Origin of the sequence: Cellulomonas sp. NPDC089187 (assembly GCF_040685135.1) — a bacterium.
In the GTDB taxonomy this organism is placed as follows: Bacteria; Actinomycetota; Actinomycetes; order Actinomycetales; family Cellulomonadaceae; genus Cellulomonas.
Window position 1 is genome coordinate 171,402 of the sequence record NZ_JBFBHI010000004.1, and the last position, 18,909, is coordinate 190,310.

Annotated in this window: 17 protein-coding genes; 12 read left to right on the forward strand and 5 right to left on the reverse strand. The window is 70.0% G+C overall.

Annotated features, from left to right (window positions below):
• The first annotated feature begins 183 nt into the window (after window positions 1-183).
• Window positions 184-513, forward strand: coding sequence for a hypothetical protein (locus AB0N78_RS12045; RefSeq protein ID WP_363390329.1), 330 nt, complete (start codon window positions 184-186; stop codon window positions 511-513).
• 67 nt (window positions 514-580) lie between these two features.
• On the opposite strand, the gene pyrE is transcribed toward AB0N78_RS12045, so the two are convergent.
• Window positions 581-1,144, reverse strand: a complete 564-nt coding sequence (gene pyrE, locus AB0N78_RS12050; RefSeq protein ID WP_363391445.1) for an orotate phosphoribosyltransferase — start codon at window positions 1,142-1,144, stop codon at window positions 581-583.
• 29 nt (window positions 1,145-1,173) lie between these two features.
• Window positions 1,174-1,944: an SDR family NAD(P)-dependent oxidoreductase gene (locus tag AB0N78_RS12055; RefSeq protein ID WP_363390331.1), complete on the reverse strand. Its 771-nt coding sequence runs from the start codon at window positions 1,942-1,944 to the stop codon at window positions 1,174-1,176.
• A gap of 59 nt (window positions 1,945-2,003) precedes the next feature.
• On the opposite strand from AB0N78_RS12055, the gene AB0N78_RS12060 reads away from it, so the two are divergent.
• Window positions 2,004-2,801, forward strand: coding sequence for an exodeoxyribonuclease III (locus AB0N78_RS12060; RefSeq protein ID WP_363390333.1), 798 nt, complete (start codon window positions 2,004-2,006; stop codon window positions 2,799-2,801).
• Between the two features lie 70 nt (window positions 2,802-2,871).
• Window positions 2,872-3,309 carry a DUF4190 domain-containing protein gene (locus AB0N78_RS12065; protein ID WP_363390335.1) on the forward strand — a complete coding sequence of 146 codons (438 nt, stop codon included), beginning with the start codon at window positions 2,872-2,874 and terminating at the stop codon, window positions 3,307-3,309.
• Here AB0N78_RS12065 and AB0N78_RS12070 read toward each other — a convergent pair.
• Window positions 3,306-3,908: a TetR/AcrR family transcriptional regulator gene (locus AB0N78_RS12070; protein WP_363390336.1), complete on the reverse strand. Its 603-nt coding sequence runs from the start codon at window positions 3,906-3,908 to the stop codon at window positions 3,306-3,308. The two genes, AB0N78_RS12065 and AB0N78_RS12070, sit on opposite strands and share 4 nt — an antisense overlap.
• A gap of 115 nt (window positions 3,909-4,023) precedes the next feature.
• Here AB0N78_RS12070 and AB0N78_RS12075 point away from each other — a divergent pair, with 115 nt between their 5' ends.
• Together AB0N78_RS12075 and AB0N78_RS12080 are read left to right on the forward strand one after the other, a co-directional pair.
• The gene (locus tag AB0N78_RS12075) at window positions 4,024-6,267 is read left to right on the forward strand and encodes a glycoside hydrolase family 3 C-terminal domain-containing protein (protein ID WP_363390339.1); all 2,244 of its coding nucleotides are present in this window, start codon (window positions 4,024-4,026) and stop codon (window positions 6,265-6,267) included.
• Window positions 6,268-6,499: 232 nt separating this feature from the next.
• Window positions 6,500-7,588: an FAD-dependent oxidoreductase gene (locus AB0N78_RS12080; protein ID WP_363390342.1), complete on the forward strand. Its 1,089-nt coding sequence runs from the start codon at window positions 6,500-6,502 to the stop codon at window positions 7,586-7,588.
• Here the strand turns inward: AB0N78_RS12080 and AB0N78_RS12085 are convergent.
• Both AB0N78_RS12085 and clpB read right to left on the reverse strand, forming a co-directional pair.
• Entirely contained in the window at window positions 7,579-8,259 is a 681-nt protein-coding gene (locus AB0N78_RS12085) for a DedA family protein (RefSeq protein WP_363390345.1), read from the reverse strand. The genes AB0N78_RS12080 and AB0N78_RS12085 overlap by 10 nt on opposite strands.
• 34 nt (window positions 8,260-8,293) lie before the next feature.
• On the reverse strand, window positions 8,294-10,900 hold the full coding sequence (gene clpB / locus AB0N78_RS12090) for an ATP-dependent chaperone ClpB (protein ID WP_363390348.1): 2,607 nt from the start codon (window positions 10,898-10,900) through the stop codon (window positions 8,294-8,296).
• Window positions 10,901-11,425: 525 nt separating this feature from the next.
• On the opposite strand from clpB, the gene AB0N78_RS12095 reads away from it, so the two are divergent.
• The 7 genes from AB0N78_RS12095 to AB0N78_RS12125 all read left to right on the forward strand — a co-directional run bounded on the left by AB0N78_RS12095 (window position 11,426) and on the right by AB0N78_RS12125 (window position 18,693).
• Window positions 11,426-13,003 (forward strand): glycosyltransferase family 2 protein, encoded by a 1,578-nt coding sequence (locus AB0N78_RS12095; protein ID WP_363390351.1) that lies wholly within the window; start codon window positions 11,426-11,428, stop codon window positions 13,001-13,003.
• Window positions 12,996-14,780: a glycosyl hydrolase gene (locus tag AB0N78_RS12100; RefSeq protein ID WP_363390354.1), complete on the forward strand. Its 1,785-nt coding sequence runs from the start codon at window positions 12,996-12,998 to the stop codon at window positions 14,778-14,780. The genes AB0N78_RS12095 and AB0N78_RS12100 overlap by 8 nt, the downstream gene beginning before the upstream one ends.
• A 50-nt stretch (window positions 14,781-14,830) precedes the next feature.
• The gene (locus AB0N78_RS12105) at window positions 14,831-16,222 is read left to right on the forward strand and encodes a UDP-glucose/GDP-mannose dehydrogenase family protein (RefSeq protein ID WP_363391448.1); all 1,392 of its coding nucleotides are present in this window, start codon (window positions 14,831-14,833) and stop codon (window positions 16,220-16,222) included.
• Between the two features lie 123 nt (window positions 16,223-16,345).
• Window positions 16,346-17,110: a VOC family protein gene (locus tag AB0N78_RS12110; RefSeq protein WP_363390357.1), complete on the forward strand. Its 765-nt coding sequence runs from the start codon at window positions 16,346-16,348 to the stop codon at window positions 17,108-17,110.
• A gap of 2 nt (window positions 17,111-17,112) precedes the next feature.
• Complete coding sequence (locus tag AB0N78_RS12115) at window positions 17,113-17,619, forward strand: hypothetical protein (RefSeq protein WP_363390360.1); 507 nt, start codon at window positions 17,113-17,115, stop codon at window positions 17,617-17,619.
• 37 nt (window positions 17,620-17,656) lie between these two features.
• Entirely contained in the window at window positions 17,657-18,403 is a 747-nt protein-coding gene (trmB, locus tag AB0N78_RS12120; protein ID WP_363390363.1) for a tRNA (guanosine(46)-N7)-methyltransferase TrmB, read from the forward strand.
• 44 nt (window positions 18,404-18,447) lie between these two features.
• Window positions 18,448-18,693, forward strand: a complete 246-nt coding sequence (locus AB0N78_RS12125; RefSeq protein ID WP_363390366.1) for a hypothetical protein — start codon at window positions 18,448-18,450, stop codon at window positions 18,691-18,693.
• Window positions 18,694-18,909: the final 216 nt, after the last annotated feature.

An 18,909-nucleotide genomic window follows, 5' to 3' on the forward strand; every position in this document is an offset into this window, starting at 1 on the left:
CTCGCGGCCTTCGCCGCGCTGTGCCTCGCCGCCGCCACAGTTGTGGGAACCCTGTGGCTGCAGCGACCACCGGTCATAGTCACCAACGCCGATGGCACAGTCACGTCGACGGATGTCCAACTCTGGGGAGACTGCTGCCAGGACCAACCTCGTCACACGCGCGAAACGACCGTCAATTCGCCCATGTCCGAGAACAGGATGCGCCTGCGGGTCAGTCTGCTCGGCTGGCTCGACGGTACCCGAGCCCGGGTGGACGGCGACCGTGCCACCTTCACGTATCACCTCAGTCGCGCCCTCTGGCCCCATGATTCAGCGGTCGGGCGAAGCACCACTGAGTCCGTCGAATGCACCGCCTCCGACGTCCGCGCAGGCGACAGCATCACCAACGGTCCTGTCACCATCGACGTCCTCGCGATCCACGACATGCCCCTCAACCGCAACAACGCCATCGACCTGCGCGTCACTTTCGACCCCGACGGGATCAACGACGCCCCGTTCGACCCGGACTGCTAGCGGACCTGCTCCGCCGCTGCCCAGAACTCCGCTGCCCACGGCGGGATCGGGTTGAGCTGGCGGGATCTCAGGCCAGCCCGAGGTCCGCCAGGCTGAACAGGTAGTGGTACGGCACCCCGTAGGCCTCGATCTTCTGCTGCGCGCCGGTGTTCCGGTCCACGATCACGGCCACGCCGCGCACGTCGGCACCGGCCTCGCGGGCGGCCTCCAACGCGGTGATCGGCGAGCCGCCGGTGGTCGAGGTGTCCTCCAGGATCACCACCGGGCGACCGGCGATGTCCGGGCCCTCGATCCGGCGTTGCATGCCGTGCGCCTTGGCCTCCTTGCGCACCACGAACGCGTCCAGGTCCTGCCCACGGGATGCCGCCGCGTGCAGCAGGGCGGTCGCCACCGGGTCCGCGCCGAGGGTCAGACCGCCGACCGCCTCGATGTCAGCGGTGCCCAACCCGACCTCCTCCAGGTGGTCGAGCAGCACGTGGCCAACCAGCGGGGCGGCGCGGTGGTGCAGGGTGATCCGGCGCAGGTCGACGTAGTAGTCAGCCTCCTTGCCGGAGGAGAGCGTGACCTTGCCGCGGACGACGGCCAGCTCGGTGATCAGGTCGCGCAGCTGCTCGCGCGGGGTGGGGGACATCGCGGTGTTCACGCCCGCCAGGGTACGGCTCAGTCGTCGAAGCTGAGCACTCGGCGCGGCTCGTTGGCCCTGCGCACCACCGAACGCGGCAGCACCCGCAGCAGGGCGGACCCGAGCCGGTAGCGCAAGCTTGGGGTGGAGATCACCGCACCCCGGCGCACGTCGGCCAGCGCCGTGGCCACCACCCGCTCAGCGGACAGCCAGGCGATCTCCGGGAAGTGCTCGCCGATCCCGGCGCGCTCATGGAACTCGGTGTGGGTCAGACCCGGGCACAGTGCGGTGGCGGTGACGCCGGTGCCGTGCAGTTCACTGGCCAGTCCCTCGGTGAAGGTCCGGACCCAGGCCTTGTGCGCGGAGTAGGTGCCACCGGCGGTCAGCGCCGCCACCGATGCCACATTGAGGATCGCGCCCCGACCCCGGCGGACCATCGACTCGGCGGCGGCCCGGGACAGCACCAGCACCGCCCGCACCATCAGGTCGAGCGCCGCCTCCTCCCGGTCCAGGTCACCGGTGACGAACCGCTGGTGCAGGCCCAACCCGGCGTTGTTCACCAGGAGACCCACCGGACGCTCGGTGGCCCGCAGCCGCTCAGCGACCCGCTCCACATCGGCCCGGTCGGTCAGGTCGGCGGGCAGCACCTCGACCTGGATGCCGGCGGCGGCACGCAGCTGGGCGGCCAACCGCTCCAGACGCTCGGTGTCCCGGGCGACCAGGACGACGTCGTGGCGGGCGGTGGCCAGCTGCCAGGCGAACTCCAGGCCCAGCCCGGCGGAGGCCCCGGTGATGAGTGCGGTTCCCATGGCGCCACCCTAGGCCCGTGGCCGCACCCGTGTCGGTCGGGCCGGGTACCGTGCCGGTCATGCGCCTCGCCACTTGGAATGTGAACTCGATCCGCACCCGCGTCGACCGGGTCATCGCCTTCGTGGAGCGGGCGGACATCGACGTGCTCGCCATGCAGGAGACCAAGTGCAAGGACGAGCAGTTCCCACGTGAGGCCTTCGAGGCCGCCGGGTACGAGCTGGTCACCAGCGGATTCAGCCAGTGGAACGGTGTGGCGATCGCCTCTCGGGTGGGCATCACTGATGTCGAGCACGCCTTCACCGGTCAGCCGGGCTGGGGAGAGGACCCGGTGACCGAGGCGCGGGCGATCGGTGCCTCGTGCGGGAACGTCCGCGTGTGGAGCCTCTACATCCCGAACGGTCGGGAGATCGACGACCCGCACTTCGACTACAAGCTGCGCTGGCTGGAGGCGCTGCGGGCCGAGTCCGCGCGCTGGTTGGAGGAGGACCCGGCCCGACCGATCGCGATGGTCGGTGACTGGAATGTCGCCCCGTTGGACACCGACGTGTGGGACATCGAGGTCTTCGCCGGACGGACCCATGTGACCCCGGCCGAGCGGGAGGCCTTCGCCGCCTTCGCCGCCGCCGGGTACACCGAGGTCTCCCGCGAGCATCTGCCTGCCGAGCACACCTACACCTACTGGGACTACCAGCAGCTGCGGTTCCCCAAGAACCAGGGCATGCGGATCGACTTCACCTGGGCCTCCCCCACCCTCGCCGCGCGGATCACCGACGTGACCATCGAGCGCAACGAGCGCAAGGGCAAGGGGCCCTCTGATCACGTGCCCGTGGTGGTGGACATCGCTGATCCGGCCTGACTGCTCCCCGCCGGGGAATGCACTACTCGGTCCAGGCCGCAGGCACCCTCGGGTGGGCTAAGTTCCGGTCATGAGCACTGAGCCGAACCCGTACGGCGTACCCGGTCCGGACGGACAGCACGACGCCACGGCGGCACTGCCGGGCTACCCACCACCGCCCACCGGGTCTACGCCGAGCCAGCCCTACGCCCCCGGCCAGTTCCCGCCGCCGGTGAATGCCTACGCCCAGCCCTGGGCAGTCGCTCGGCCCTATGACGGCCTGGCCATCGCCGCGATCTCGACCGGTGTGGCCTCGCTGGTGCTCGGCGTCTTCTTCGGGGTGCTCCTGATCGGCGCGCCGGTCGCCCTGGTACTCGGCATCGTCTCGCTCGGCCGGATCAAGAAGACCGGCGCTCAGGGCAGGGCCTTGGCGATCACCGGCATCGTGACCGGAGGTCTCGGGATCCTCGGCGGTCTGGCCTGGTTGGCGCTGGTGGTGTTCTTTGTCGCCTCGTTCGGGGGCTACTAGTCGCCGAGCTCGACGGTGAGGTTCGACTGCACCTGCGCACGCACGGGGGCGACCATGTCGATGGTGCCGTCGGACAGCAACCACTGGATTTGCATCCCGTCCATCATCGCCACCATCTGACGGGCCGCCATCAGTGGGTCGACCCCCGGTCGCAGGTGCCCGTCCTCGGCGGCTTCCCGGTACGACGCCGCGATGGCCTCGACGCTCTGGTCGTAGCGCTCGACAAAGTAGTCGTGTGCCGGGTGATCGGTGGCGGTGGCCTCGGCGGAGACCACCGCGAACAGCTCCACGATGCCGCGCTGGTCACTGTTCAGCCGGACCAGGTCGACCGTCCGGCGTAGTGTCTGGACGCCCCGCGACCCCTGTCCCGCCATCCGGCGACGGTCGGCCACATCGCGCTGTTCCAGGACGGCCAGGAGCAGCGCCTCCTTGGTCGGGAAGTGGTGCAGCAGGCCGGGGTGCGAGATCCCGCAGCGGGCGGCGATGTCCCGCAGACTCGCGCCCCGATAGCCGGACTCACCGAAGATGGCGATCGCCTGCTCCAGGATCTCGGCCTTCTTGGCCCGGCCTTTGGCATACCCCGGCAGTGTCTCGGTCACCCGCCAATTGTCGCACTCGCCCCCGAACGAGGGTGGGCATAATGCCGACCACCCGGTAGGTTACTGTCAGCCGCCTGGCCGCCGCGGCCGGGCCGAGTGCACGCGGAGGTGCCCCGTGACCGATGTCTTCGACGTCGAACGCGTTCTGGCCGAACTCACCCTGGAGGAGAAGGCGGCACTGACCTCCGGCTCTGACTTCTGGCACACGGACGGCGTCGAACGGCTGGGCGTCCCGGCCGTGATGGTGACCGACGGACCGCACGGTCTGCGCAAGCAGTCCGCGAGCGCCGACCACCTCGGACTCGGCGACTCGGTGCCAGCCACCTGCTTCCCGCCCGCCGCCGCGCTGGGTTCGACCTGGGACAGCGAGCTGCTGCACCAGGTGGGCGCAGCCCTTGGCCGGGAGACCCGGGGCAACGACGTGGCCGTGTTGCTCGGTCCCGGGATCAACATGAAGCGCTCCCCGCTGTGTGGCCGGAACTTCGAGTACCTCGCCGAGGACCCGGCCCTGGCCGGTGAGCTGGGCACCGCGCTCGTCTCCGGCGTGCAGAGCCAGGGGGTGGGCACCTCGCTCAAGCACTTCGCGGTGAACAACCAAGAGTCCGACCGGATGCGGGTCTCCGCCGAGGTCGACGAGCGGACCCTGCGCGAGATCTACTTCCCGGCCTTCGAGCAGGTCGTGACGCAGGCGCAGCCGTGGACGGTGATGTGCTCCTACAACCGGATCAACGGCACCTACGCCTCGCAGAACCACTGGCTGCTGACCGAGGTGCTGCGTGACGAGTGGGGCTTCGAGGGTCTGGTGGTCTCCGACTGGGGTGCGGTCTTCGACCGGGTCGCTGCCGTCGCCGCGGGCCTCGACCTGGAGATGCCCGCCACCGGTGGTCGCACCGACGCCGAGGTGGTGGCCGCAGTCCGGGACGGCTCACTGGACGAGGCGGTGTTGGATGTGGCCGTGCGCCGGGTGTTGCGGATGATCGCCCGTGCCCTGCCCGCACTGGCCGAGCCCGGTCAGATCGACCACCCGGCCCACCACGAGCTGGCCCGCGAGGCCGCTGCCGCCGGGTCGGTGCTGCTCAAGAACGAGGGCGTGCTCCCGCTGAGCACCGACGACGCCGCCCGTGCCGTGGTGATCGGCGAGTTCGCCCGCACCCCGCGCTACCAGGGCGCCGGCTCTTCCCAGGTCAACCCGACCCGGCTGGACGACGCCCTGTCCGCCCTGCGCACCGCCACCGGAACCGAGCTGCCCTTTGCCGCCGGTTTCTCGGTGGCGGGGGTCCCCGGATCGCAGGACGCCGACGACGCTGCCCTGCTGGCCGAGGCGGTGACGGTCGCGAAGAACGCGGGCACCGTGCTGCTGTTCCTCGGGCTGCCAGCGCCGGACGAGTCCGAGGGCTACGACCGCACCCACCTCGACCTGCCGGCCAACCAGCTCGCGGTGCTGCGCGCCGTGGCCGAGGTGAACCCGCGGGTGGTGGTCGTGCTGTCCAACGGATCGGCGGTCACCGTCGAATGGCAGGACGACGCCGCCGCGGTGCTGGAGTGCTGGCTGGGTGGCCAGGCCGGCGGTTCGGCGGTCGCCGACCTGCTGCTCGGACTGCGCAACCCCTCCGGACGGTTGGCCGAGACCATCCCGCACCGGTTGGAGGACACCCCGGCATTCGGAAACTTCCCCGGCGAGGGCGGTCAGGTGCGCTACGGCGAGGGCATCCTGATCGGCTACCGCTGGTACGACACCCGACAGCTCGACGTGGCCTACCCCTTCGGGCACGGGCTGAGCTACACCAGCTTCGGCTACGACGGCCTGGACGTCACCGTCTCCGGCACCGGAGCAGACAGCACGGTCCAGGTGTCGGTCACCGTCACCAACACCGGCGACCGGGCGGGTGCCGAGGTGGTGCAGGTGTACGTCGGCGACCCGGAGGCGGCGGTGCTGCGACCGGTGCGCGAGCTCAAGGGCTTCGCCAAAGTCCAGCTGGAGCCCGGCGCGTCCACTGTGGTGCAGATCGAGGTGAACGCCCGCGACCTGTCCTACTGGCACCCGCTGCTGCACCGCTGGGTGGTCGGCGGCGGCCGGACCGTGATCGAGGTCGGCGCGTCTTCCCGGGACATCCGCGCTACCGCGGAGGTTCAGGTCACCGGTGAAGAGATCGTCATCCCCCTGAACACCGAGTCGACGCTCACCGAGTGGCTGGCACACCCGACCGGACGCCCGGTGCTCACCGCCCTGGTGCCGGAGGGGATGTTGGAGTCGGGGATGGCCGCGATGATGGCGGACGCTCCGCTGAAGTCGCTGATCGGCTTCGGCATGGTCGACCCCGGCGAGGGCGGCCTGGAAGGGCTGCTCGCCCGAGTCTGACCGCAGGGGCGGACGGCGCTGCCCGCCCCTGCTCGCCGAGTTCGATGCGTGTGCGCCGAGTTCGGAGGCACCAGCACCGAACTCGGAATCGGAGCACCGAACTCGGCGCGGGCGCGCCGGGTTGGCGGGGGCATGCTGAGTCTGGGGCGGTGGTCCCGGCGGGGCGGTCCGGGGCGGTGAGATTCTGTGCCCGGCGGGCGCATCCGGTGCCCACGGACGAGGGGTACGGGCGATGGCGCAGGTCGTGGTGGTCGGTGGCGGGTATGGGGGCGCGCGGGTCGCCTCGCTGCTGGACGACGTGGCCGAGGTGACGTTGGTCGAGCCGAAGGACGCCTTTGTGCACGCGTCAGCGGCGCTGCGCGGTGCGGTGGACCCGGCGTGGGAGGAGCGGGTGTTTGTCCCCTATGACCGGCTGCTCAGTCGGGGCCGTGTGGTGCAGCAGCGGGTGGAGCGTGCACTGCCGGGGCGGGTGCAGTTGGCGGACGGCACCATGGTCGACGCCGACTACCTGGTGTTGGCCACCGGCACCGCGTACCCGTTCCCGGCCAAGTTCATCGAGTCGGAGACCGCCGTGGCGCGGGCGCGACTGGCCCGGATGCGTGCGGGGCTGGCTCAGGCCGAGCGGGTGCTGGTGGTCGGTGCGGGACCGGTCGGGCTGGAGCTGGTCGGCGAGTTGCGCGAGCACTTCCCGCGGCTGGCGATCACGGTGGTCGACCAGGCCGACGACGCGCTGAGCACCGGGGAATACCTGCCGGAGCTGCGAGCGGCGGTGCACGAGCAGCTGTCCGGGGTGGAGTTCGTCTTCGGGTCGCGGCTGGGCTATCTGCCGCCGGTGGATGTCGGGGTGTACGAGCCGTTCACGGTGGAGACCGAGGCCGGGGTGCGCATCGACGCGCAGATGTGGTTCCGCTGCTACGGCAATCGCGCGGACAGCGACTACCTGGCCGGGCCGCTGGCCGCCCAGCGCACCGGTCTGGGTCAGCTACGGGTCGAGCCGACGTTGCAAGTGCGGGGCCTGCCGACGGTGTTCGCGGTCGGCGACCTGACCGATGTGCCGGAGTCCAAGCGTGCCTCCGCCGCCCGGGCGCATGCGCAGGTGGTGGCGGACAACATCCGGGCGCTGATCGCCGGTCAGCCCGCGAGCGCCACCCACGACCCGGAGCCGGAGCGGATCGTCCTCCCGCTGGGCAGCCACGCGGGTGCGTCGCAGCTGGTGGACACCGATGGCACCCGGCGGATTCTCGGCGCGGAGGAGACCAGCCGGATCAAGGGTCAGGACCTGTTCAGCACCGACATGGCCGAGCTCTTCGGTCAGCTCTGAGTGCGCCGCCGCAGCCGACCGATCACGAACTTGCCCACCACGATCACGATCACCGCGTACACGGCGTAGTTGATCCAGTCGGAGTACTTCCCGACGTCCTCCCACTGGGCACCGAGCACATACCCGGCGGTGACCAGGATGCTGTTCCAGACCGCCGATCCGAGGGCGGTGTAGAGCAGGAACCGACCCTGGGGCATCTTCTCCAGCCCCGCCGGGATCGACACGAGGGAGCGGACCACCGGCACGCAGCGTCCGATCAACACCGCCGCGCCGCCGTGTCGGGTGAACCAGCTCTCCGCCTTGTCCAGGTCCTCGACCTCCATCAGCGGCATCCGGTCCAGCCAGCGCCGCAGCCGGTCCCGGCCAAACCACGCACCGAGTCCGTAGAGCGCCCAGGCACCGACCACTGCACCGACCGTGGCACCGATGATGGCCCAGAGCAGCGACATGTGTCCCTGGGAGGCGACATACCCCGCTACGGGGAGGACCACCTCGGAGGGGATCGGCGGGAACAGGTTCTCCAGCGCGACCAGCAACCCGACACCCGCCGGGCCGAGCGACTCCACGACGTTGACCACCCACCCCGCCAGGCCGGTCAATTCGGTGCCACCACTCGCGGCGGCGGTCAGGGACGCGAGCGGGCCACCGGCCAGGGCGAGGGTCGGGTTCATCCCCCGCATCCTCACATGACCGGTGGCCTCCTGCTCAGGCGTTCACCGGCTCCACACGGGTCAGTTCCAGCCCGGCCACGTCACCGGCCGGGCGGTCCACCCGCACGGTGTCGCCGTCGTGCACCTGACCGGCCAACAGCAGCCGGGCCAGGCGGTCGCCGATCTCACGCTGGACGAGTCGGCGCAGCGGTCGGGCACCGTAGGCCGGGTCGAATCCCTCGATGGCCAACCATTCCCGGGCCGCCGGGGTGACGTCCAGGTGCAGTCGACGGTCCTTGAGCCGGGTGGCCAGGGCCGCCACCTGCAAGTCGGCGATCTCAGTGATCTCCGCCAGGGACAGCGGTTGGAACATCACCACGTCGTCCAGCCGGTTGAGGAACTCCGGCTTGAACTGCTGCCGGACCACTCCCATCACGGCCTCCTCCTTGGCGGACTGTTCCAGCAGCGGGTCGGCCAGGAACTGCGAGCCGAGGTTGGAGGTCAGGATCAGGATCACGTTCCGGAAGTCGACCGTGCGGCCCTGCCCGTCGGTGAGCCGACCGTCGTCGAGCACCTGGAGCAGGATGTCGAAGACCTCGGGGTGGGCCTTCTCCACCTCGTCCAGCAGCAGCACCGAGTAGGGGCGTCGCCGGACTGCCTCGGTCAGCTGACCGCCCTCCTCGTAGCCGACGTAGCCGGGCGGGGCACCGATGAGTCGGGCCACCGCGTGCCGCTCGGCGTACTCGGACATGTCGATCCGGACCATCGCCCGCTCGTCGTCAAAGAGGAAGTCCGCCAGCGCCTTGGCCAGCTCGGTCTTACCGACGCCGGTGGGGCCGAGGAACAGGAAGCTGCCGGTGGGCCGGTCCGGGTCGGAGATGCCCGCCCGGGCACGGCGCACGGCATCCGACACCGCGGCCACCGCGTCCTTCTGCCCGATCAGGCGCTCGCCGAGCACCTCCTCCATCCGGAGCAGTTTGGCGGTCTCACCCTCCAACAGTCGCCCTGCCGGGATTCCGGTCCAGGCGGCGACCACCTCGGCGATCTCGTCCGGACCGACCTTCTCCGCGATCATCGGCGCCTCGGGCTGCGGGGCCTGCTCGGCCTGCTCCGCCTCGGCGATCTGCCGCTCGATGGTCGGGATCTCCCCGTACAGCAGACGACCAGCCGCGGCCAGATCACCTTCACGCTGAGCCCGGTCCGCCGCGGAACGCAGCTCGTCGAGCTTGGCCTTGAGGTCTCCGACCTGGTTGTGGGAGGCCTTCTCCGACTCCCAGCGTGCGGTCAGTCCGGCCAGTTCCTCGCGACGGTCGGCGAGATCGGCACGTAGCTTCTCCAACCGCTCCTGACTGGCGGGGTCGTCGGCCTCGGAGAGCACGACCTCCTCCATCTCCAGCCGGGTGACGGCGCGCTGCAACTCGTCGATCTCCACCGGGGAGGAGTCCAGCTCCATCCGCAGTCGGGATGCCGCCTCGTCCACCAGGTCGATGGCCTTATCCGGCAGCTGACGACCGGTGATGTAACGGTCGGAGAGTCCGGCGGCGGCGACCAGGGCCGCGTCGGAGATGGTCACCTTGTGGTGTGCCTCGTAGCGCTCCTTCAAGCCGCGCAGGATCGCCACGGTGTCCTCCACCGACGGCTCGCCGACGAACACCTGCTGGAAGCGCCGCTCCAGGGCGGGGTCCTTCTCGATCCGCTCGCGATACTCGTCCAGCGTGGTGGCACCGACCAGGCGCAGCTCACCGCGGGCCAGCATGGGCTTGAGCATGTTGCCCGCGTCCATCGCACCCTCACCGCCCGCGCCGGCACCGACCACGGTGTGCAGCTCGTCGATGAAGGTCACGACCTCACCGTCGGAGGAGGTGATCTCCTCCAACACGGCCTTGAGCCGCTCCTCGAACTCACCGCGGTACTTGGCACCGGCCACCATCGCGGCCAGGTCCAGCGAGATCAGCCGCTTGCCGCGCAGGGACTCCGGCACGTCACCGGCGACGATCCGCTGCGCCAGGCCCTCGACTACGGCGGTCTTGCCGACGCCGGGCTCACCGATCAGCACCGGGTTGTTCTTGGTGCGACGGGACAGCACCTGGATCACCCGACGGATCTCCGAGTCGCGGCCGATCACCGGGTCGAGCTTGCCGTCTGCGGCGCGCTGGGTGAGGTCGACGCCGTACTGCTCCAGCGCCTTGTAGGTGCCCTCGGGGTTGGGGCTGGAGACCTTGCCGTTGCCGCGGACCGAGGGAAGTGCGGCCAGCAGCGCGTCCCGGGAGGCACCCTGACCGCGCAGCGCGTCGGCCACACCGGTCTGCCCCGCGGCGAGCGCGATCAGCAGGTGCTCAGTGGAGACGTAGTCGTCACCGAGGGTGCGGGCCTCGTCGGAGGCGGCGTCCAGCACGGTGGCCAGCGCGCGCGAGGCGGTGGGTGGGGTCGCGGTGGAGCCGGTGGCGCTGGGCAGCGCGACCAGCACGGCGCGGACCTGGCGACCGATGGCCTGACGGTCCGCCCCCACCGCGTCGAGCAGGCCGTTGGCCACGCCGCCGTCCTGCTGGAGCAGGGCGTTCAGCAGGTGGGCCGGCTCGATCTGGGGGTTGCCCGCGGCGGTCGCCTGCGCGATGGCGTCGCCGATGGCGTCCTGCGACTTGGTGGTGAACTTCGCGTCCAACTGCGTCCCTCCTCTGGTGATGGTGCTGAAGGGCTCAACCCGAGCGAAGTTGAGTCTATTCCGCTCAACCCTGCCACGCGAGGGAGTGCGCGAGTCAGTGCCCCGATGACGCAGGGTCAGTCGTGCTCTGACCGCCTCAGAGGGTCGACTCGGACGTCCGCATGGCGATACATCGTGCGGGGTTATGTCTGATTTCAGCGATTTCAAATCGGTTGTTAGTGGGCATATCGGGCGTCTAGCTGTGATACATCTCACATCGGAGTGGGTAACGATTGCCAGGGCGCACAGTCCGGTCACAGTCTGGTTCCACCCCGGCGAGGCACACCAGCCGGGGCTCAGCCGCTCCTTCGACCCCGCACCGTTCACCCTCCCGAGTGAACCACCCGCACGTCCGTCACAGAGCAGCTCCCCCACCACGACGTCCGCAGCCGGCGACGTCCCGTGACCGGGGAAGCGCATTCCACGCCGCGCCAACGTCGCCGACGGCATCCGAGCCCATCGCTCCCGATAGCCGAGGTGACGTCCATGTTCATCTTCATCCTGCAGATCCGGCACATGCTGGACGACCAAGCAGAGCTCTACCTGTTCACGGTGTTCTCCGCCCTGGTCTGGGCGCTCTGGCTGCTGAAAGTCGGCCTCTCCCGCCGCTACCGGCCCTACATCGAGGACCACCACGAGACCACCAGCGTCATCGTGCCGGTGGTGGACGAGCCGCTGGACCTGTTCCGGGACGTGCTGAGTCGGGTGACCGAGCAGCGTCCGGACGAGGTCATCGTCGTCATCAACGGCCAGCCCAACCCCGGACTGGAGGCGGTCTGCGAGGAGTTCGCGCCGTTGGTCCGCTGGGTGCACACCCCGATCCCGGGCAAACGCAACGCGGTCAAGATCGGCACCGAACTGTCCCGGTTCGACATCACCGTGCTGCTCGACTCGGACACGGTGTGGACGCCCGGCACCCTGCGTGAGCTGGTCAAACCCTTCGCCGACCCCAAGATCGGCGGCGTCACCACCCGACAGCGCATCCTCGAGCCGACCCGGTCCTGGATCACCCGCTGGGCGGACTGGTTGGAGAACTCCCGGTCGCTGTACTCGATGCCCGCCCAGTCGGTGCTCGGCCAGGTGGGCTGCCTGCCGGGACGGACCATCGCGTTCCGCCGCTCGATCCTGATGCAGGTCATGGACGACTTCATGACCCAGCGGTTCATGGGTGTGTTCTTGGAGGTCTCCGACGACCGGACCCTGACCAACCTGACGCTGAAGGCCGGGTACCGGACGGTCTACCAGCACACCTCGCTGGTCTACACCGACGCCCCGTTGCAGGTGAAGAAGCTGTTCAAGCAACAACTGCGCTGGGCGCGCGGCAGTCAGTACAACACCCTGCGAATGCTGCCCTGGATGCTCGGGCACGCGCCGATCCTTGCGGTGTTCTTCCTGGCCGACATCCTGCTGCCATTCCTGCTGGTTGGGACCATCGCGGGCTGGATCTACCGGTCGGCCACCGGCACCGGGGTGAACCTCTACCAGGCAGTGTTGGAGGCCTACGGCGCCCATGCCGGGTGGTTCTGGGTGATCGCGCTGATGGTCACCTCCTCGGTGCTGTCCATGGCGATCCGGCAGATCCGACACCTGCAAGAGGTACCCAGCGACTTCTTCCGGCTGCCAATCTTCATCATCGTCTCGACGCTCTTTCTGATGCCGGTACGACTGCTGGGATTCCTGCGGATGGCGCACGCCTCCGGCTGGGGCACCCGCGCCGGTGCCTATGCAGGCGGCGACCCGGGGGCGGCCCCGCAGAGCGAGAACTCCGACGAGGGCCTGCTCGCCGAGTTGGAGCTGATGAGCCGTCCCGCCCCGATGGATGTGGTCGATCAACCCGACTCACCCGTTACCACGTCGACGTCGGCCCCTGGCCGCCGCTCGGCACTCGCCACCGAGACCCGCCTGGCACCGGTTGCCGCACCGGCCATCGAGCAGACCCGCCGGGCGACCCGCACCCCCGCACCACGGCCCACCCCGAGGCGTCGACGTCTCAACCCGCTCGCCGCGATCCCCTACGGCATCGCCGTGCTGCTCTTCTCCCTGGAGGCGCTGCTCTATGTCTGACTCCCCGATCAAGCTAACCGGCCCGGGTGCCGACCCGGGCAAGGCCTGGTGGGCACCGTCAATGGGCCGGATGACCACCAAGGCCCGGATCGCAACGGTGTCGATCGCCGCCGCACTGCTGGCGATCACCCTGGTGGTGTGGAACCTGCCCACGGTGACCTCGATCGTCACCGGACAGGACACCCCGGCCGAGATCACCGCCCGCGAGCAGGAGCTGCTGGCCGAGAACCAGCGCTTACAGGACCAACTCGACGTCTCCCGCTCCCAGTCCGACGCCCTGCGCGATGTGGTCAAGCAGGAGCAGGCCGCCCGCAAGAAGGGCGAGGACGCACGGGCCGAGGCCGAGGCGAACCGGCAGAGCGAGCCCGAGGGTTCCTCGTCGCGACGCAGCTCCGGTGGCACCCGCGCCTCCGGGGCGCGCACCACGGCCGGCACCGCCCCCGCGCCGGGCAGCGCCGAGGGAGCGGCCAACCCGGTCGCGCCTCAACCCGCCGACCCCGCCGCGCCCGCACCGGCCACCAAGCCCAGCGCGCCCAGCAAGGCCGCCCTGGTGAACCCCAGCACCCGGTACTACGGGATGTACACCGACCAGGCACCGTTCAACTGGGCCACCTTCGACGACGCCGCGAACGAGGTCGGTCGTAGCCAGAACCTGGTCGGCTACTTCGGCGGATGGGACCAGGACTTCCGCGCCAACGCCGTCACCCGGGCCTGGGATCGCGGTCTGCTGCCGATGCTCACCTGGGAGTCCCGACCGATCACCGCCGGGAACGACGTCATCGAGGAGCCGGACTACACCCTGCCCAAGATCATCAACGGTGAGTTCGACGCCTACCTGACCCAGTACGCCCGCGACATCGTCGCCACCGGTCTGCCATTGGCCATCCGACTCGATCACGAGATGAACGGCGTCTGGTACCCCTGGGCCGAGACCACCGGCTCCGGCGCCGCCATCAACGGCAACCGCCCCGGCGATTTTGTGGCGATGTGGCGGCATGTGCACGACATCTTCCAGGCCGCCGGTGCCAACCAGTACGTGATCTGGGTCTGGTCACCGAACATCGTCAACAACCTCCCGACCGCCAAGCAGGGCCTCGACACCTTGCAGGGCCTGTACCCCGGTGACGCCTACGTCGACTGGGTCGGGGTCTCCGGGTACCAGCGTCCGCCCTACAAAGCCGACAACAACGCAACCTTCGAGTACACCTACGACCGCACCCTGGATCAGCTGCGGCAGCTGACCGACAAGAAGATCCTGCTCGCGGAGGTCGGCGCCTCGGAGACCGGCGGCACCAAACCCGCCTGGGTGCGCTCGTTCTTCAGCGGATTCGATCCCGGTCGCAATGACGACGTGATCGGCTTCGCCTGGTTCAACCTGGCAGTCACCACCTACGTCGACGGGCAGCTGTCCACCAATGACTGGCGGGTGGACTCCCGGGCGAACTCGTTGGCGGCATTCAGCACGGGCATCGCCCACCCGGCACGGAACTTCGGTGGGACACCACTGCGGGTGAGCGCCGCCGCCTCGTCCGCCGCTCCCGCCACGGCACCCGCGACGGAGAGTGCCAGCCCGTCCGGCCCTCACCCGTCCAGCTCGGCACCGTCCAGCCTTGCCCCATCGGAGTCGGCCCCGTCTGGTTCAGCCTCGTCTGGTTCAGCCTCGTCTGGTTCGGCTTCGTCTAGTTCGGCCCCGTCCCCGCTCGCGACATCGGGCCGTGCCCTGTCGGGAACCGCCACACCCACCCCGTCCCCCAGCAGCACCGGGACCACCCCATGACCCGCCCCACCCGCCGTCAGATCCGCATCCGCCCCACCGAGGAGACCGTCATGAACGACCAGTTCCTGGATGCCGCCGAACTGTCCGCCACCGGCATCGACGCACCACCGCCCGCCCCGCGGATCGCCGTCTTCGGCACCGGATACCTGGGTGCCACCCATGCCGTCGCGATGGCCGAACTCGGATTCGAGGTGTGGGGCGCCGACACCGACCAAGCGAAGGTCGACGCCCTGTCCGCAGGCAAGGTGCCGTTCTACGAGCCCGGACTCGACCCCCTGCTCGCCAAGCATCTGGACACCGGTCGTCTCCGGTTCACCACCGACCTCGCCGCGGCCGCCGCCTGGGGTGATGTGCACTTCATCTGCGTCGGCACCCCGCAGCAGAAGACCTCGCACGCCGCCAACCTGTCCTATGTCGAGTCCGCCGCGACCACCATCGCCCGGAACCTCACCACGGACGCGCTGATCGTCGGCAAATCCACGGTCCCGGTCGGCACCGCGGCCCGACTGCGGGAGCTGGTCGCCGCGCAGGCACCCGCCGGCGTCCGGGTCGAGCTGGTGTGGAACCCGGAGTTCCTGCGGGAGGGAAAAGCCGTCGAGGACACCCTGCACCCGGATCGGATCGTGCTCGGCGGCACCAGCCCCGCCGCCGAGCGCACCCTGCGTGAGGTCTACGCCGGGCCCATCGCCGAGGGCACCCCGGTGGTCGTCACCGACCTGCCCACCGCCGAGCTGGTCAAGGTCTCTGCCAATGCGTTCCTGGCCACCAAGATCAGCTTCATCAACGCGATCTCCGGGGTCTGCGAGGCCGCCGGGGCCGATGTCACCGTGCTCGCCGACGCCCTCGGGCACGACGCGCGGATCGGACGGCAGTTCCTGGACGCCGGGCTCGGTTTCGGTGGCGGCTGCCTGCCCAAGGACATCCGTGCCCTGATGCACCGCGCTAACGAGCTCGGTGCCTACCGGGCCTCCGCACTGCTGCAACAGGTGGACGAGATCAACATGGGCCAGCGTGAACGGGTGCTCGACCTGGCCATCGAGGCCTGCGGCGGCTCGGTGCTCAACCACCGGATCGGCGTGCTCGGTGCCGCGTTCAAGCCGCACACCGACGATGTGCGGGACTCCCCCGCGCTCAATGTGGCCGCCGCCCTGCACCTGCGCGGCGCTCAGGTGACGGTCTACGACCCGCAGGCCGGTGACACCGCGCGACGGTCCTTCCCCACCCTGTCCTACGCGACCAGCGTGGAGGAGGCGGTGGAGGGCAGCGACGTCGTCCTGGTGCTGACCGAGTGGGACCAGTTCTTGGCCGCCGACCCGCGCGCCCTGGCACCGCTCACCCAGTCACCGCGGGTGATCGACGCCCGCGGCAAACTCGACGCCGCCGCCTGGCGGGCCGCCGGGTGGCAGTTCGCCGGACTGGGGCGCAGCACCGTCGCTGCCTGAGGCTCGGTCGGCTTCTCACACCGACCGAGAACGCGGGGTGTTGGATCGTCATTCAGGGGAGGCGATCCGACACCCCGCGTGCTGTCATGAGTGTCAGTGTTCAGCCGACCTGAGGAGTGCGTCATGACCGTGCGCGACCAGCCCTGGCCCGAGGGCACCCCCTCCTTCGCCGAGCTCAACGCCCCGGACCTAGACGCCGCCGAGGCGTTCTACGGCCCGCTGTTCGGGTGGACCTTCGAGCGGGGACCGGCGGAGATGAACCACTACACCACCGCCTCGCTGCGCGGCCGCACCGCCGCCGCCTTCAACCCGCCGATGTCCGAGGCCCCCACCGCGTGGCTGACCCACCTGAGCACCGCCGACGTCACCGCCGCCACCGCACGGGCCGCCGCCGCGGGAGCCCAGGTGCTGCTCGCCCCGATGCCGGTGATGGAGTTCGGGGACCTTGCGGTGATCGCCGACCCCCAGGGGGCGGTCTTCGCCCTCTGGCAGGCCGGATCGGACATTGGTGCGCAGGTGGTCAACGAGCCCGGTGCCATGGTCTGGAACGAGCACATGTCCCGGGACCTGGCTGCCGCCCAGGACTTCTACCGGGTGCTGTTCGGCTACCACTACGACGACATGAGCGCCCCCGGATTCGACTACGCCACCTTCGCCACCGGTGACCGACCGCTCGGCGGCATGGGTGGCGGTTCGGAGATCGCCCGCTGGGTCGTCACCTTTGCCGTCTCCGACACCGACGCCTCTGTCGCCACCGCCCTCGACCTGGGCGGCAGCGTGCGCCACGCCCCCGAGGACAGCCCCTACGGCCGGATCGCCGGACTGACCGGGCCCTTCGGTGAGCGGTTCTATCTGATGTCCACTGACGAGCCCAGTACCCCGGAGTGACCATGCACCGCACCCTGTTCGCCGCCGTCGCCGTGATCGGCCTGCTGTCCGCCTGCGCCTCTGGCACCGACAGCGACTCCGGCAGCACCCCCACCGCCGAGGCCACCGTCACCGCCACCCCGGACCCGGACACCGGCGTCGCCCTCGACCTCACCGCCGGGTCGACCGTCATCGGCCTGCCCACCGGCGTCGACCCCGCCGCCAACGACGCCACCGCCGGCGCCCTGCGCACCGAGGAGGACGGGCTGATCGCCGTGATCACCTTCGGCTCCTCCACCTGCCCGCAGGTCCCCGAGCCGCTGGCCACCGGCGCGGACGGCACGGTCACCGTCGCCTTCCCCGAACCGACCGACGGGCCCTGCACCCTGGACTACGTGCCCGCCACCACCGTGGTCGCCCTGCCGGACGGCGGCGACACCGGCGGTGATCTCACCGTGACCATCGGGGACTTTGGGTCGGTGACCTTGCCGGCCGAGTCGACCGGGGTGGAGTGGGTCGCAGCGGGCTGAGGCGGTTCGCGTACGGGGCCGCACTACCCTCAACCCCGTGCACCCACCCGAGCGCCCCGGCAGCGACTTCCACCCCGCGCCGCAGCATCCCGGCAGCGCCATCCGCACCTTCCACCCTCGCCGCGCCCCACTCGGTGTACACCGCGCCGACGCCCTGGAACGCCTCTGGCCCACCTTCGGCATCTCCGTCCACGACCCCGAACTCGGCCTCCCGCCGCTCACCGACAACGGGCACCTCGACACCCTCGCGCTGTTCGGCCGTCACGCCCCGGTGGTCGTCGAGATCGGCTCCGGCATGGGCGACGCCACCGCTGCTATGGCCGCCGCCGATCCCGACCGCGACTACCTCGCCGTCGAGGTCCACCAACCCGGCATCGCCCACCTCCTCACCCTGATCGAGGACCGCGCGCTCACCAACCTCCGGCTCGCGCACGGCGACGCACTCGACCTGCTGCGGGTGATCGCCCCCGACTCGGTGGACGCCGTGCACGTGTTCTTCCCCGACCCCTGGCCCAAGGCCCGGCACCACAAACGCCGGATCATCGCCCCGGACCACGTGGCACTCATCGCCAGCCGACTGCGGCCCGGCGGGGCACTGCACTGCGCCACCGACTGGGAGCCCTACGCCGAACAGATGGTCGAGGTGATCGACGCCGAACCCCTGCTGCGCAACCCACACGCGGGGTACGCGCCGCGGATGGCGGCACGGCCGGTCACGCGGTTCGAGCAGCGCGGGGTGGACGCCGGGCGGGTGATCCGGGATGTGGTGGGGGTGCGGGTGTAGCACTGGAGCCCGAGTGGACACGACGATGCAGGGAGAACAGTGACGTGGCCGTCAACTCCTTCGGCATCCTCCAGAGCAGCAACGGCGACGAGGCGACCTACGAGGTCAGCGGTCCCGATTTGCGCGGTGACTTCGCCGGCCGATTAACCGTATCGGCGACGGGCGAAGGCCAGTGGGATTTTCACGGTGAACCCAGCGCACGCCGATACGCACGCGGGATCGCGTCCAAGGCACTGCGGCAGTTCACGGCGGACGGTTCGTGGCCCGGACACGTGTCCTACATCGCGTGAGGGAAAGGCACGCCGATATCGCATCACCCTGACATCACCACCCGTTGGACCCAATAAGCCCAACGCGATCTGACGACGATTACACCGACCCAAGCGGTCGCGAAGGATGACAAGGGCACCCCGGATGGCACGCCTCGGAGTCACCACCTGCACACATCCGTGCGACTACTCCATCAGGCTGTGTGACCCCTCAACCCGTAGATTTCGCAGCACGCG

Coding starts and splice junctions, on each gene's coding strand:
- AB0N78_RS12080 (WP_363390342.1), top strand. CDS start 6,500: ATGGCGCAGGTCGTGGTGGTCGGTGGCGGGTATGGGGGCGCGCGGGTC.
- AB0N78_RS12045 (WP_363390329.1), top strand. CDS start 184: ATGTCCGAGAACAGGATGCGCCTGCGGGTCAGTCTGCTCGGCTGGCTC.
- AB0N78_RS12095 (WP_363390351.1), top strand. CDS start 11,426: ATGTTCATCTTCATCCTGCAGATCCGGCACATGCTGGACGACCAAGCA.
- AB0N78_RS12100 (WP_363390354.1), top strand. CDS start 12,996: ATGTCTGACTCCCCGATCAAGCTAACCGGCCCGGGTGCCGACCCGGGC.
- AB0N78_RS12110 (WP_363390357.1), top strand. CDS start 16,346: ATGACCGTGCGCGACCAGCCCTGGCCCGAGGGCACCCCCTCCTTCGCC.
- AB0N78_RS12115 (WP_363390360.1), top strand. CDS start 17,113: ATGCACCGCACCCTGTTCGCCGCCGTCGCCGTGATCGGCCTGCTGTCC.
- AB0N78_RS12060 (WP_363390333.1), top strand. CDS start 2,004: ATGCGCCTCGCCACTTGGAATGTGAACTCGATCCGCACCCGCGTCGAC.
- AB0N78_RS12055 (WP_363390331.1), bottom strand. CDS start 1,944: ATGGGAACCGCACTCATCACCGGGGCCTCCGCCGGGCTGGGCCTGGAG.
- pyrE (WP_363391445.1), bottom strand. CDS start 1,144: ATGTCCCCCACCCCGCGCGAGCAGCTGCGCGACCTGATCACCGAGCTG.
- AB0N78_RS12105 (WP_363391448.1), top strand. CDS start 14,831: ATGAACGACCAGTTCCTGGATGCCGCCGAACTGTCCGCCACCGGCATC.
- AB0N78_RS12065 (WP_363390335.1), top strand. CDS start 2,872: ATGAGCACTGAGCCGAACCCGTACGGCGTACCCGGTCCGGACGGACAG.
- AB0N78_RS12085 (WP_363390345.1), bottom strand. CDS start 8,259: ATGAACCCGACCCTCGCCCTGGCCGGTGGCCCGCTCGCGTCCCTGACC.